This window comes from Porphyromonas sp. KLE 1280, assembly GCF_000700805.1.
Classification (GTDB): Bacteria; Bacteroidota; Bacteroidia; order Bacteroidales; family Porphyromonadaceae; genus Porphyromonas; species Porphyromonas pasteri.
Genome location: NZ_KL362962.1, coordinates 880,807 through 894,190 on the forward strand (window position 1 = coordinate 880,807; position 13,384 = coordinate 894,190).

General features: G+C 57.3%; 11 protein-coding genes. 8 read left to right on the forward strand and 3 right to left on the reverse strand.

All coding sequences use genetic code 11. The features are described from left to right. The 8 genes from HMPREF1121_RS03405 to HMPREF1121_RS03440 all read left to right on the forward strand — a co-directional run bounded on the left by HMPREF1121_RS03405 (position 1) and on the right by HMPREF1121_RS03440 (position 10,814). On the forward strand, positions 1 to 1,374 hold the full coding sequence (locus HMPREF1121_RS03405) for a UDP-2,3-diacetamido-2,3-dideoxy-alpha-D-glucuronate deacetylase VimE (protein ID WP_044114635.1): 1,374 nt from the start codon (positions 1 to 3) through the stop codon (positions 1,372 to 1,374). A 24-nt stretch (positions 1,375 to 1,398) separates the two neighbouring features. Next, the gene (locus HMPREF1121_RS03410) at positions 1,399 to 2,469 is read left to right on the forward strand and encodes a bifunctional 3-deoxy-7-phosphoheptulonate synthase/chorismate mutase type II (RefSeq protein WP_044114636.1); all 1,071 of its coding nucleotides are present in this window, start codon (positions 1,399 to 1,401) and stop codon (positions 2,467 to 2,469) included. Positions 2,470 to 2,471: 2 nt separating this feature from the next. Beyond that, positions 2,472 to 2,879 carry a 2-amino-4-hydroxy-6-hydroxymethyldihydropteridine diphosphokinase gene (locus HMPREF1121_RS03415; protein WP_044114637.1) on the forward strand — a complete coding sequence of 136 codons (408 nt, stop codon included), beginning with the start codon at positions 2,472 to 2,474 and terminating at the stop codon, positions 2,877 to 2,879. A gap of 609 nt (positions 2,880 to 3,488) precedes the next feature. Continuing rightward, positions 3,489 to 4,277: a DUF3575 domain-containing protein gene (locus tag HMPREF1121_RS03420; RefSeq protein WP_052353573.1), complete on the forward strand. Its 789-nt coding sequence runs from the start codon at positions 3,489 to 3,491 to the stop codon at positions 4,275 to 4,277. A gap of 50 nt (positions 4,278 to 4,327) precedes the next feature. Then, positions 4,328 to 5,119, forward strand: coding sequence for a DUF3575 domain-containing protein (locus HMPREF1121_RS03425; protein WP_084151935.1), 792 nt, complete (start codon positions 4,328 to 4,330; stop codon positions 5,117 to 5,119). 141 nt (positions 5,120 to 5,260) lie between these two features. Continuing rightward, a complete protein-coding gene (locus HMPREF1121_RS03430) occupies positions 5,261 to 6,883 on the forward strand; it encodes a CTP synthase (RefSeq protein ID WP_044114639.1) in 1,623 nt (540 codons plus the stop codon). Positions 6,884 to 6,953: 70 nt separating this feature from the next. Further along, positions 6,954 to 8,807 (forward strand): membrane protein insertase YidC, encoded by a 1,854-nt coding sequence (yidC, locus tag HMPREF1121_RS03435; protein ID WP_044114640.1) that lies wholly within the window; start codon positions 6,954 to 6,956, stop codon positions 8,805 to 8,807. A gap of 123 nt (positions 8,808 to 8,930) precedes the next feature. Next, positions 8,931 to 10,814: an amidophosphoribosyltransferase gene (locus HMPREF1121_RS03440; protein WP_044114641.1), complete on the forward strand. Its 1,884-nt coding sequence runs from the start codon at positions 8,931 to 8,933 to the stop codon at positions 10,812 to 10,814. Positions 10,815 to 10,918: 104 nt separating this feature from the next. On the opposite strand, the gene HMPREF1121_RS03445 is transcribed toward HMPREF1121_RS03440, so the two are convergent. The 3 genes from HMPREF1121_RS03445 to HMPREF1121_RS03455 all read right to left on the reverse strand — a co-directional run bounded on the left by HMPREF1121_RS03445 (position 10,919) and on the right by HMPREF1121_RS03455 (position 12,329). Further along, positions 10,919 to 11,380: a MarR family winged helix-turn-helix transcriptional regulator gene (locus HMPREF1121_RS03445; protein WP_044114642.1), complete on the reverse strand. Its 462-nt coding sequence runs from the start codon at positions 11,378 to 11,380 to the stop codon at positions 10,919 to 10,921. Between the two features lie 104 nt (positions 11,381 to 11,484). Then, the gene (locus HMPREF1121_RS03450; RefSeq protein WP_044114643.1) at positions 11,485 to 11,910 is read right to left on the reverse strand and encodes a DoxX family protein; all 426 of its coding nucleotides are present in this window, start codon (positions 11,908 to 11,910) and stop codon (positions 11,485 to 11,487) included. Further along, positions 11,910 to 12,329, reverse strand: coding sequence for an organic hydroperoxide resistance protein (locus tag HMPREF1121_RS03455; protein ID WP_044114644.1), 420 nt, complete (start codon positions 12,327 to 12,329; stop codon positions 11,910 to 11,912). The genes HMPREF1121_RS03450 and HMPREF1121_RS03455 overlap by 1 nt, the downstream gene beginning before the upstream one ends. Between the last annotated feature and the right edge of the window lie 1,055 nt (positions 12,330 to 13,384).

The following is a 13,384-nucleotide window of genomic DNA, read 5'->3' on the forward strand; positions in this document are numbered from 1 at the left end:
ATGCTCTGCAAGAAGATACGCCAGTACCTCATTGACTTCCTCGTCGGCTCGCTCTGGGTACAGAGTGAAGGTAACGATCGCTTCCAGCGCCGCTTCGAAGCCATCGGCTATACCGACGATCCTGAGCAGATGAAGCTCTATCCTATCGTCATCATCCCCTCGGGCTTCTTCAAGATGGACGTCTACGGCACCGAGGAGTCGATGCCTCCTCTCCCGCTGAAGACGTGGCGAGGGATACCGCTACTCTTCGGCGAGCCCCGAGAGGAGTGGAGCGCTGACGGAAGCCAGCTCATCATCCATGCCGACCTGCTCGCCTCGACCTACTTCCTCATCTCCCGCTATGAGGAGATGTACCGACGTAGTGAGCGTGACTCCTATGGCCGCTTCCCAGGGAAGAGTGCGCTCCCCTATCGAGCAGGCTTCCTGCACCGCCCCATCATCGACGAGTACGGCGAGGCACTCAGACAGATCCTCCTCGAGACGGGGATCGCTGAGCACCACAACCTGCGCCTCGAGGAGCGTCCCCATACCTTCAGCAGAGTCAACCTCACCCACGACCTCTCCCGCCCGTACAACTATCGTGGCTGGAGAAGCTTCCTGCGTGCATGGCTCAAGCAGAAGAAGAGTCCCTTAGAGGCTGCACGCCTGAGCTTCTCAGCAGATATCGAGGACGACTACTTCACCTTCCCCAAGTTCCTCAAGTGGGATCGTAATACCTGCGATAGCTTGGGTAGGGATAGATCGGATATCTTCCTCTTCATCCGCATGCCCTCGCGCCACCCGCTGGATAAGCCTTACTACAGCCTCCACTCCCTCTACCTCCGTCGTATCCTCTCGATAGCCGCCAAGCACAAGGTGCTCTTGGCGCTACAGTGCAGCTATGCTGCGGGGCACCAGTCGGAGCTCATCAGTAAGGAGCGCCATCAGTTCGAGAAGGCTTTCCATCAGCGCCCCCGTGGCCTGCGACACAATAAGCTCACCTCCTGCGAGCCCGAGGACCTCCTTCAGGCCTACGTCTCGGGCTTCCGCAATGATTACTCGATGGGCTATGCCGATGTCGTCGGCTTCCGCCTCGGCACCTGCCGTCCGGTGAAGTTCATCAATCCCAATACCCGCCTTCTGACAGAGCTCATCCTCCACCCTCTCGTGCTGCGCGACCTGACGCTGAGTGATCAGCGCTACATGGCGCTGGAGCAAGATGAAGCCGAGCGCATCGCACACGACCTCATCCGCACGACAGCTCGATACAACGGCGAGCTCACGCTCCTCTGGCACAACGACCTGCTCTCGCAGAAGACCCACCCCTGGCACTCCGTCCTCTATCGCTCTATGCTCCGTCTCATCGAAGAGCTCGGCGCAGAGCCCCAAGCGTAGTCCCAGCCCCTCACTCGCTCGCCCATGCAAGCCTCCCCCTTCCGCCCACTCACCCTCCGTCATCCCTCTCCCTTCCCTTATATAGTCTTTGCTGGCCCTTGTAGTGCCGAGACCGAAGCACAGACCCTCGCGACGGCCGAGGCGCTGCGTGCCCGAGGTATCCGCCTCTTCCGTGCCAGCCTATGGAAGCCCCGCACACGCCCGGGCTCCTTCGAGGGGGTAGGTAGCGAAGGCCTGCCTTGGCTCCAGCGCGTCGAGCGCGAGCTGGGTATGCAGGTCGCCACCGAAGTAGCCTCCGCCAGCCATGTGGAGGAAGCACTCGCAGCAGGGCTGGATACCTTCTGGATCGGGGCACGCACGACGACAAGCCCGTTTGCCATGGCAGAGCTTGCCGAAGCCCTCAGCGGAGAGCGCGTCACCGTGCTGGTGAAGAACCCACTCAACCCCGACATCGAGCTGTGGGAAGGTGCTCTCCAGCGCCTCTACCAAGCAGGTATCCCTCAGATAGGGGCTATACACCGCGGCTTCAGCACCTACGCCAAGGGGCTCTATCGCAATGCCCCCCTCTGGCAAATCCCCATCGAGCTACGCCGCCGTCATCCCGAGCTTACCATCCTCGTTGACCCCAGCCACATCGCTGGGCGCCGAGACCTCGTACCGCTGGTCAGCCGTATGGGGCTGGAGATGAACTTCTCCGGCCTGATGGTCGAGACGCACCCAGAGCCCGAGAGTGCTTGGAGCGATGCCGCACAGCAGCTCACCCCAGCCGACCTCATCACCATCCTCTCCCAGCTGGATCTCCGCCCAGCCCACCCGACCGATGACCGTATGCTCAGCGGGCTACGTGAGAAGATCGACCACATTGATGCCGAGCTCCTGCGCCTGCTGCGGGAGCGTATGATCATCTCCGAAGAGATCGGGCATATCAAGGCCAGTGCCCACCTGCCTATCGTGCAGCCCGACCGCTACCGCAGTCTGCTGGAGGACCGCTTATCGCAGGGCCGTGCCTTGGGGCTGGACGAAGGCTTCCTCAGGGAACTCTTCAGCTCGATCCACGAGGCCTCTGTACACACCCAGCATACCGATAGCAAGTGACCATGAAGCTCCATCGCTTTGTCTTGACCTTGGGCTCTAATAGTGAGCCACAGAAACACCTCTCTCTGGCCCAAGCGGGGCTCCGCAGTCTCGGGCTGGAGCGCCTCACCTTCTCCCCAGCTCGCGAGTCTGCCCCCATCAGCTTCGGGCTCTCCGATGCGCTCTTCACCGACCAAGTCGCCGTAGGGGAGACAAGCATGGAGCTGGAGACCTTCGCCACACACCTCAAGGCTCTGGAGCGTCGTACAGGCCGTACCCCCGAGCAGCGCAAGAAGCACCCCGAAGCCATCCCCGTGGACATCGACCTCATCACCTGGGATCGGGAGATCCTCAAGCCACGGGACATCACACGCCCCTACCTCATCGAAGGTCTACGCGACCTCGGTGAACCACTCCTCCCCGAGGAATAACCCCCACCTCTTTCACCCGAGATTTCGCAGAGTGCTCACAGCCCTCTGCCAGCTCGTCGTATCTTGAGGTAAAAGCAACCAGTACTGGTCACCGAGCGAAGTAGTACTGGTCACCAGTAGTTACCAGTACTGAGCCTGTTGCATAGAGTCCTAACCCCTACTTATTGTGCTAAGGTATCGCACGCCCAGCTCCCCGATAGGTCTCTCAGAAGTGATACACAAGTCCTTCGCCTTATCGCGAGTATTCCTCTTATTCAGTGGAAGGAAAAGCGTCATTCTCGTGAAGAAAAGCGCCTTCACGTAGTGATATTCTTCTATCTACGCACGTAGTCTTAAAGACCAAGCACGCAAATCCAAATATCCACGTACGTAGATATTAAAGCCACATACGTAGACCAAACTTATCTACCGCTCATCCGCAACTTTTATCCCTACCCGGAGCAACAACCTAATAGTGGTTGGAACAGCGACCAATACTGGGTCCTTTTACCCTCCCCGCAATGCCCTTTCCCCCGACGACTTACGTCACATCAAAATACCTGCAGAAAAAACTCCCTGAATTCACTAATTTAGCGGTACAATACGACACGATCTATACCTCTATCCATTATGATCAAGAGACTTACCCCTCTGCTCTTTGCTCTCGGCTCGCTACCCGTGCTGGCGCAGCAGACACCCAAACCAGACCCCACACAGGCCTATTCGCTCCTCGATGGGAAGACCATCGTAAAGACCAATCCCTTCAGCGACATCTTCGGGAACCTCAACCTCAAGATCGAGCGCATCATTACCGATGGGCTTAGCGCACAGTTCTCCGTCTTCTCCTCCCCTGGGAATAGTAATGGCGAGCAGATAGGAGCCTTCCATAATGTCGCTCCTGTGATCAGCAACACCGCCCTCTACCCTTACCAGCCGAAGTACATCGCCTTTTCACCCCAGATAAGATGGTATCTCAATGATGGGCTGGGCTATGGCTTCTACATACATGCGTACTATCACTTCCAGCGCAATGAGTTCAATGATCAAGTGATGAGATCCACAGCAATGTATGGGAGTGCTCTTGACGATGCTCGGCTAAACTATAATGGTCACTCCACGATGCATGCCGTCGGCTTTGGTATCGGGGCGCAGTGGCTCTTTGGCCGTCGGAAGAATATCGTCTTAGACTGGTACATCGCTGGGATCGGCCGTGGCTTCGTCCGAGGGGATCTCTACGGGAGCTTCATCCCACCAGCCAACCGTAATAACTTCGAAGAAGCCTTCCGAGGAAGCCTGCCCAACGATGGGAGGGATGCTGAGATCTCCTACAACAAAGAGGGCCATACGGTAAGAATAACCAATATCAAATACCAAACCTACGTCCTCGACATGGGGCTCTCTATCGGCTTCCGCTTCTAAGGCACTCATTTATCTCATCCCAAGCACGTTCTACACACACGCCATCAATTATGCGAAGGACACTTATAGCTCTTATGCTCGGCCTCGGCTCGCTCCCGATGCTGGCGCAGACTCCACAGACTGACCTCCCACAGCTCTACTCCCTCGTTGATGGGAAGACCATCATCAAGACTAACCCCTTCAACGACATCCTGGGGCACCTCAACCTCAAGGTCGAGCGTCTCATCACACGAGGCGCTAGTGCACAGCTCTCCCTCGAGTTCTCCCCTAACGGGGCTACGGAGAAGCAGTCAGGTGCTTTCCACACCAATCCCTTTTTCATGAGCAACTCCTTCGTCTTCTCTCCCGAGCAGCCGAGGTATATAGCCGCTTCTCCTCAGATAAGATGCTATCTCAACGGGGGCATGGGGCATGGCTTCTATATGGAAGCGTACTACCGCGCCCAGCACAGCGAATTCTCCCACCAGCGTATGTATGTACACCATCATATGGTAGGCAGTGGGACGAACTTCTTCGACGTGCGCTACAATGGCAGTGCCACGATGCACTCCTTCGGCATTAACATCGGGGCACAATGGCTCTTCGGCCGACGGAAGAACATCGTCTTAGACTGGCACATCCTCGGTGTCGGACGCGGCTTCGCTCGAGGGGGCTTCACCGCGAACTTCGATGATGTCAGCCATGCTGTCCTCGAAGAGGCTGTCCGCAGCGAGCTCCTAAGCATGACGGAGCAAGCTGTCTTCACCTTTGACAACAAGACGGATAACAACGTGAAGGTCTCGAACCTCAAATACCAATCCTATCTCTTCAACATGGGCCTTTCCCTGGGCTTCCGCTTCTAAGGCGGAGGGCATAGCGGGTAAAAAGCGTATCTTTGCAGGGTAACTTGGGTGGAGTACTTATCTGCTCGTCCCTACCCCCTGCAAGGCAAGGGGGTCGTGTGGCCATAGCTGGAGTACGCTTCATCCGATATATAATAGCGCATAGTGGAAACAAAGTACATCTTCGTCACGGGGGGCGTCGTCTCTTCCTTAGGCAAGGGGATCGTAGCTGCCTCTCTTGGCAAGCTCCTACAGGCACGTGGCTACAGCGTCACGATACAGAAGTTCGACCCCTACATCAACATTGACCCAGGCACCCTCAACCCCTACGAGCACGGCGAATGCTATGTCACCGATGACGGGCACGAAGCCGACCTGGACCTCGGACACTATGAGCGCTTCCTCGATATAGCGACCTCACGAGCCAACAACATCACCACCGGGCGTATCTACCAAAACGTCATCCGCAAGGAGCGTAAGGGCGACTACCTCGGCAAGACCGTACAGGTCATCCCCCATATCACCGACGAGATCAAGCGCAACGTCAAGCTCCTTGGCCTCAAAAAGCAGTACGACTTCGTCATCACCGAGATCGGTGGTACCGTCGGCGATATCGAATCCCTCCCTTTCCTCGAAAGCGTACGACAGCTCAAGTGGGAGCTCGGGCAGAACTGCCTGTGCGTCCACCTGACCTACGTCCCCTATATCGCTGCGGCTGGCGAAGTGAAGACCAAGCCCACCCAGCACTCCGTCAAGCAGCTCCAGGAGGTCGGTATCCAGCCCGATATCCTCGTCCTGCGTACTGAGCACACACTCAGCAGCGACATCCTCCGCAAGGTCGCACTCTTCTGCAATGTCTCAGCAGAGTCCGTCGTGCAGAGTGTCGACGTACCCACCATCTATCAGGTACCCTTGGCACTCGGCGATCAGCATCTCGATGAGATCGTGCTCAAGAAGAGCGGTATCACGCCCGAGGCTAAGCCCGAGCTGAAGGAGTGGAAGAAGTTCCTCGCTCTGCGTGAAGAAGCCAAGGACTTCGTCACCATCGCCCTCGTCGGTAAGTACGTCGAGCTACAGGATGCCTACAAGTCCATCGACGAAGCGCTCCTGCAAGCTGCTACCTACAGCGGTCGCAAGCTCCGCCTCATCTCCGTACACAGCGAGAAGGTCTCTGAAGAGAATGTAGCCGAACTGCTGGGTGGTGTTGATGGTGTCGTCGTAGCTCCGGGCTTCGGCTCCCGCGGTGTCGACGGGAAGTTCGTCGCCCTGCGCTATACCCGTGAGCACGGCATCCCCACGCTGGGTATCTGCCTCGGCATGCAGTGTATGGTCATCGAGTTCGCCCGCAACGTCTTGGGCTGGAGCGATGCCCACACCACGGAGATTGACCCCACGACCACGCACAAGGTCGTCGACCTCATGGAGGAGCAGAAGAGCATCTCCGACCTCGGAGGCTCGATGCGTCTCGGGGGCTACGACTGCGTACTGCGCCCAGGATCAAAGATCGCAGCCGCCTATGGCTCGGACTTCATCCGTGAGCGTCACCGCCATCGCTTCGAGTTCAACAGCCAGTATCGCGAGGCTTACGAAGCAGCTGGTATGATCTGTGCAGGGGAGAACCCTGACACGGGGCTCGTCGAGACGGTAGAGCTCAGCGGACATCCTTGGTATGTCGGCGTGCAGTATCACCCCGAGTACCGCAGCACGGTACTCCACCCCAGCCCGCTCTTCCTCGCCTTCGTGAAGGAGGCGATCAAGCACGGTGGCGAGCGCCATCAGGCCTAAGAGCCCCCCGCGACTGTATCACACAGCCTCCAGCGCCCCACTGGCGCGTGTGGAGGCATAGTATAGATTAATGGATAAGAATACACTCATCGGAGCCCTACTCATCGGGGCCGTACTCATCGGGTTCACCTGGTTCAGCAAGCCCGACCCGACTCAGCAGACACCGCCACCAGCGGATACCACCCACGTCGTAGCCCAGCAGCCCGCTGCCCCACAGGCCACGGCTGACACCGCCGCCCTCGACAGCACGGGTGCTCCCATCCTCCCCCCTTACCAGCAGGTTAAGGAAGAGAAGGTCATCGTACTGAAGAACGAGAAGCTCACTCTCTCCATCTCCACCCGTGGTGGTGCCCCTGTCGAAGCCGTACTCGCAGACTACCTCGACCAGTCGAAGAAACCCGTACACCTCTTCCGTAAGGGCGACACGCGTCTGGACCTCCCCCTGCGTACGCTCGACAACCGTATGGTGAGCACGGCTGATGCCAACTTCGACATCATCGAAGCCACCGACTCTACTGCTACCCTACGTATGCAGCTCGACGAGTCAGCTTACCTCGACTACGTATATAAGCTCCGTAGCTCCGACTACCGCGTGGACTTCACCATCCGCGGTCACGAGCTTCGTCGCTTCCTCCCCGTGAACATTGCGCTGCAGGATATCGAGTGGCGTCAGCGCATCCCCCAGCAGGAGCAGTCCTGGAAGTTCGAGGGGCAGTATAGCGGTATCTACTACCACTACCCTCAGGGCGATGTAGACCGTCTCGAGACGACCAGCGAAGCCAACGAAGATATCCAAGAGACGCTGCGCTGGGTGGCCTTCAAGGACAAGTACTTCAGCTCCGTACTGATCGCTTCGGCTACGGGCTTCAAGGATAATAAGCTTGCCCTCAAGACCGAGGGCGAAGGTAGCGGCTACGTCCGCTCCGGCGACTTCAAGGGGACCTTCCCCATCTCTGTCAAGGAGACGGAGACCGTCGTGCCCTTCATGTTCTTCTTCGGCCCCAACGACTACGACCTCCTGAAGGGCTATGACGAAGGTGTCGACAAGGCAAACGCCCTGCACCTCGACCACCTCGTCTACCTCGGCATGAGCGTCTTCCGCTGGATCAACCAGTATCTGATCATCCCCGTGGTGACCTTCCTCTCTGGCTTCCTGTCGAACTGGGGTATCATCATCCTCTTGATGACGCTCTTCATCAAGATGCTTCTCTGGCCCTTCACCTACAAGAGCTATATGTCGCAGGCGAAGATGCGTGTGCTGCGTCCTCAGATCGAGGCCATCAACGCTAAGTACCCTGGCAAGGAGCAGGATCAGATGATGAAGCGTCAGACCGAGACGATGAATCTCTATCGCTCTGCTGGTGCCAGCCCGATGAGCGGCTGTCTGCCTATGCTACTGCAGATGCCCTTCCTCATCGCGCTGTACATGTACTTCCCTACCTCCATCCTACTGCGCGGACAGGGCTTCCTCTGGGCTGACGACCTCTCTACCTATGATGCTGTCATCTCGTGGAATGCGAACATCCCCCTCATCTCGTCCTTCCTGGGCAACCACCTGAGCCTCTTCTGCGTGCTGATGACGGTGACGAACATCCTCTACACGCGCTACACGATGAATCAGAGCCCCTCAGGCGAAGGTATGGCCGGCATGAAGATGATGCCCTATATTATGGCGATCATGTTCTTCTTCATGTTCAACCAGAACGCCTCGGGTCTTAGCTACTACTACTTCGTCTCTACGCTCATCACCATCCTGCAGTACTTCGCCTTCCGCTGGACGCTCAACGAGGACAAGCTCCTCCGCCAGCTCGAAGAGAACAAGAAGAAGCCCCGCAAGAAGTCTAAGTGGATGCAGCGCCTCGAGGAAGCTCAGCGCCTCCAGCAGGAGCAGCAGCGCAAAGCCCAGAAGCAAGGCAAGCGCTAATCCTCCGCACCCTCCTATGCACAAATAGATAAGTCAAAGATGCGCATACTCCCCGCTGCGGGAGGCATGCGCATCTTTACTTCTTTCCTCTATACCGACTCCATAGATTTATCCCTTCACTCAATGGAACCCCTCAAGCACGAATGTGGCGTGGCGATGATCCGCCTGCGTAAGCCCCTCGCCTACTACCAAGAGAAGTATGGCACCTGGATGTATGGCCTCAATAAGCTCTATCTCCTCATGGAGAAGCAGCACAACCGCGGTCAGGAAGGTGCTGGGCTCGCTGTCGTCAAGCTCCACGCGGCTCCTGGTGACGAATATCTCTTCCGCGAGCGCGCCGAAGGTGCCTCTGCCATCCAAGAGATCTTCAACTCCGTCTACGCCTCCTTCGTTGACGTCCCCGCAGAGAAGCTAGCTGATGCAGCCTATGCCGAGCGCTACCTGCCCTTCGCTGGCTCCTGCCTCATGGGACACCTGCGCTATAGCACGACGGGCAAGAGTGGCCTGACCTACGTGCACCCCATGATCCGCCGCAGCAACTGGCGCGCTAAGTGCCTCTCCATCTGCGGTAACTTCAACCTCACGAACGTCACTAACGTCTTCGACACCATTACCTCTGTCGGGCAGCATCCCCGCCACGTCTCCGACATGCACATCCTGCTTGAGCAGCTCGGGCATCGCCTTGATCGCGAAGTCGAGCGCCTCTTCAATGAGAGTCGTACCCACGGCCTCACGGGCATGGATATCACGCACTACATCGAGGAGCGCATCGATCTGGCGAACGTCCTGCGCCAGTGTGCCCCCCTCTGGGACGGTGGCTTCGTCATGTGCGGGGAGACGGGTAGCGGTGAGACCTACGCCATGCGCGACCCCCACGGCATCCGTCCAGCCTTCTACTATATCGACGATGAAGTCGTCGTCTTGGCCTCTGAGCGCCCCGTCATCCAGACGGTGATGAACGTCCCCGCCGAGCAGATCACCGAGCTTCGCCCAGGGCAAGCTATCCTCGTCAATCGCGCTGCCGAGGTCCGCACCGAGCAGATCATCCAGCCTAAGCGGGATCAGGCTTGTAGCTTCGAGCGCATCTACTTCTCCCGTGGTAGTGACGTCGACATCTACCGCGAGCGTAAGGCTCTCGGTGAGCAGCTTACGCCCGCTATCCTCCGTGCCATCGGTGGCGACCTACGCCACTCGGTCTTCTCCTTCATCCCCAACACCGCCGAAGTCGCTTACTACGGCATGATCGAGGGTATGGACAAGCACCTCACTGAGGAGAAGCTCCGACAGATCAAGAGCACGCCTTCACTCTCCGACGAAGCCCTGCGTGAGATCCTCTCCGCACGCGTCCGCACTGAGAAGGTCGCTATCAAGGACATCAAGCTCCGCACCTTCATCTCCGAGGGTAAGAGCCGCAATGAGCTCGCAGCACACGTTTATGATATCACCTACGGCACCGTAGAGCGTGGCGTGGACAACCTCGTCGTCATCGACGACAGCATCGTGCGTGGGACGACCCTTCGCCAGAGTATCATCGGTATCCTCGACCGCCTGGGCCCGAAGAAGATCGTCATCGTCTCGAGCTGCCCACAGGTCCGCTACCCCGACTACTACGGCATCGACATGAGTAAGATGAAGGAGTTCATCGCCTTCCGCGCCGCTATCGCCCTCATCGAAGAGCGAGGTATGCAGCATCTCCTCGAGGAGCAGTATCAGAAGGCGCGTGAGCTGGAGAGCGTCTCGCACAACGAGCACGTGGAGAATGTCGTCAAGGCGATCTACGCTCCCTTCTCGCCCGAAGAGATCTCCCGCAAGATGGTCGAGCTCCTTCGTCCCGTAGGCACTCAGGCCGAGGTCGAGCTGGTCTTCCAGAGCCTGGAGGGTCTTCACACGGCGATCCCTGGTCACCCTGGCGACTGGTACTTCAGCGGCAACTACCCCACCGCTGGCGGCTCGCACCTGGTGAACAAGGCCTTCATCGACTACATCGAGCAGGACTACCGCAAGTAAGCGCGCCCCACACCGCCCATAATCCATACAAAGCACCCCGCCCCACACCACGAGCCATCAGGCTTACGGTGTGGGGCGGGGTGCTTTATCCCTATTGAAGAGAGCTATACTCCTGCGGTCTGAGTGACAGTCTCCAAGCGTGAGATCAGATGATCGAGTTGCTCATGGAGTGCCGATAGTTCGCCCTCGGCACAGCCTGCATCTCGCAGCTTGCAGGAGAAGAGCGAAGGGATATCCTCAGCCTCCTCACGCAAGGCCTTCGCCTGAGGGGTAAGACAGAGGATCACCTGCCGACTATCGACCGTACCACGCGTACGCGTGACGAAGCCCGCCGCCTCGAGGCGCTTCAGCAGAGGCGTGAGCGTATTCGTATTCAGCCCCAGACGATCTACGATGTGACTGAGGGGCACCCCGTCCTGCTCCCACAGGACGAGCAAGACCAGGTACTGCGGATAGGTCAGCCCCAGACGGTCAAGATGAGGCTGGTAGAGCCGTGTGATCAGCCGGACGACGGTGTAGAAGCGGAAGCAAAGCTGATCCTCCAGAAGGAGTGAAGGTGAGGACATACGATGTATATATCTTCGAAGAATGCACACCCCATAGGCACCGAGGGAGGCTACTCCTTCGGCACCTATGGGCTACGCCGCAGATTAGAGTTGAGAGATAGAGCTTAGCACTTAGAGCGCTGGCATAGAGCCTTGAGCGCCCCTGTGGACCACAGAGCCCAGAGGACCAGCAGTGGCTGGAAGAAGAGGCGCACCAAGCGCTTCGTATCCGTATCGAGCCCGAAGGCGCTGATCCCCTCCGTGTACTGATGGATGTTGCCAGGGAAGATCGCCACGAAGAAGATCGCTACGACCAGCCCGACCCACACGCGCTGACGATAGAGCACCACGAGCGAGAGCCCTAAGAGCATCTCGACGACACCCGAGGCTAGCACGACGAAGTCCTTGCTCATCGTGAGCCAGTCGGGCACCTGCGCCACAAAGTCCGCACGGCGGAAGGTCATGTGGCTGATCCCCGCATAGAGGAGGAAGAGCCCGAGAAGGATACGAAAGGCGTGCTGCGTCTTGCTCGTCGGGAGCGTAGCGAGCATTAGACGAGCTCGAGGGTTACGTCGATGTTACCGCGCGTCGCGTTGGAGTAGGGGCATACCTGATGGGCACGCTCCACAGCCTGCTGTGCAGCCTCACGATCGATACCATCGACCTCGACACGGAGCTTGACAGCGAGGCCGAAGCCTCCTTCACCATTCTCACCGAGGCTGACCTCTGCAGTGACGGCCGTCTTCGCATGGAGCTTGCTCTGGCGCAGGACGAGCCCAAGGGCGCTATCGAAGCAGGCGGCATAGCCAGCTGCAAAGAGTTGCTCGGGGTTGGTACCACCGCCCTGACCACCGAGTTCCTTGGGCGAGCGAAGCTGTACATCGAGTACACCATCATTACTTACGGCGTGGCCTTCGCGGCGGCCACCTTCGACACGAGCCGAAGTCGTGTACAAAACCTTGATTGACATAGCTGAATCTATTTAATGTAAAGTACTACTGGGAGTAAGAGCATCAGGGCGCTCCTTAGAGCTACTTAGCGAGAAAGCAAGAGGTATCGAGCAGCTTGATAAGACCGCCCCGTTCATAGAGTCTATTCCTTCCTTATAGCTGATGATCTGTTTCCACTGCAAAGGTAATACAAATCCTACATATATCGCACACGACACAATTAATTCGAAGGGTAAAGCCTGCGAGAATAGCCTACCCTACTCGCCTTCGTCTGGCCACTGATCCCCCACTTTCAAGCCACCCAACAGCCCTATTCAGAGCATTATCTTCCACCCAACCGAGTCGCTTCCACCTAAGTCGCGCAGTCCCTTCCTATACAGCTTCACCCCTCACACACGCTGAGAAAAAGCGCCATCGCAATAGTCAAATAATAGACTTCGTATAGTGCATTTCGCTTATCTACGTAGGTAGATTTATCATCCACGCACGTAAACTCTAAGATCCACGTGCGTAGATTTTAGATCCAGGCACGTAGACAGAAGTAATGCTATACTCGTTCGTGGCTTTACCTCTATGCCGTGGAAACTTTCCCTTCGGTAGCGTGGAACTCACCCTGCATAGGAATGCCCTCTCAAGTCAATGAAGACACAAGAGACTCCCGCCCCAATAGCGGTAGCTCTCCCCTGCTAATGAGACTCCGACGACGGCACAGGCGAAGGCACTCCATCCCCCCTTCTCGGAGGCATAACACCGAAGCTCCAAGAGGAGACACAGCACAATTCCGGCAATTCTTCACCAAGTCATTTGGCAAATCTTGGATTTTCAATCCACACTATCACACAGCACATTAAGCATCAAAAAGGAAAATCCTGAGCAGTAGTCACGGCAAATCTTTCACGCTCAGCGAGGGAAAGACAGCGCATCAATAAGAGCTGAGCATCGCCCATCCTCGGAGGGAGGAGCTGGTAGGCAAGGGAAAAGACGAGAGAAAAGCGGAGAAAAGCAATGAATATTTGGTTGATAACATTTTGTTACTTACCTTTGCATAACGAACCACCTATGTAAGGCAATTTTA

Coding starts and splice junctions, on each gene's coding strand:
- HMPREF1121_RS03405 (WP_044114635.1), top strand. CDS start 1: ATGCTCTGCAAGAAGATACGCCAGTACCTCATTGACTTCCTCGTCGGC.
- HMPREF1121_RS03410 (WP_044114636.1), top strand. CDS start 1,399: ATGCAAGCCTCCCCCTTCCGCCCACTCACCCTCCGTCATCCCTCTCCC.
- HMPREF1121_RS03415 (WP_044114637.1), top strand. CDS start 2,472: ATGAAGCTCCATCGCTTTGTCTTGACCTTGGGCTCTAATAGTGAGCCA.
- HMPREF1121_RS03420 (WP_052353573.1), top strand. CDS start 3,489: ATGATCAAGAGACTTACCCCTCTGCTCTTTGCTCTCGGCTCGCTACCC.
- HMPREF1121_RS03425 (WP_084151935.1), top strand. CDS start 4,328: ATGCGAAGGACACTTATAGCTCTTATGCTCGGCCTCGGCTCGCTCCCG.
- yidC (WP_044114640.1), top strand. CDS start 6,954: ATGGATAAGAATACACTCATCGGAGCCCTACTCATCGGGGCCGTACTC.
- HMPREF1121_RS03440 (WP_044114641.1), top strand. CDS start 8,931: ATGGAACCCCTCAAGCACGAATGTGGCGTGGCGATGATCCGCCTGCGT.
- HMPREF1121_RS03445 (WP_044114642.1), bottom strand. CDS start 11,380: ATGTCCTCACCTTCACTCCTTCTGGAGGATCAGCTTTGCTTCCGCTTC.
- HMPREF1121_RS03450 (WP_044114643.1), bottom strand. CDS start 11,910: ATGCTCGCTACGCTCCCGACGAGCAAGACGCAGCACGCCTTTCGTATC.
- HMPREF1121_RS03455 (WP_044114644.1), bottom strand. CDS start 12,329: ATGTCAATCAAGGTTTTGTACACGACTTCGGCTCGTGTCGAAGGTGGC.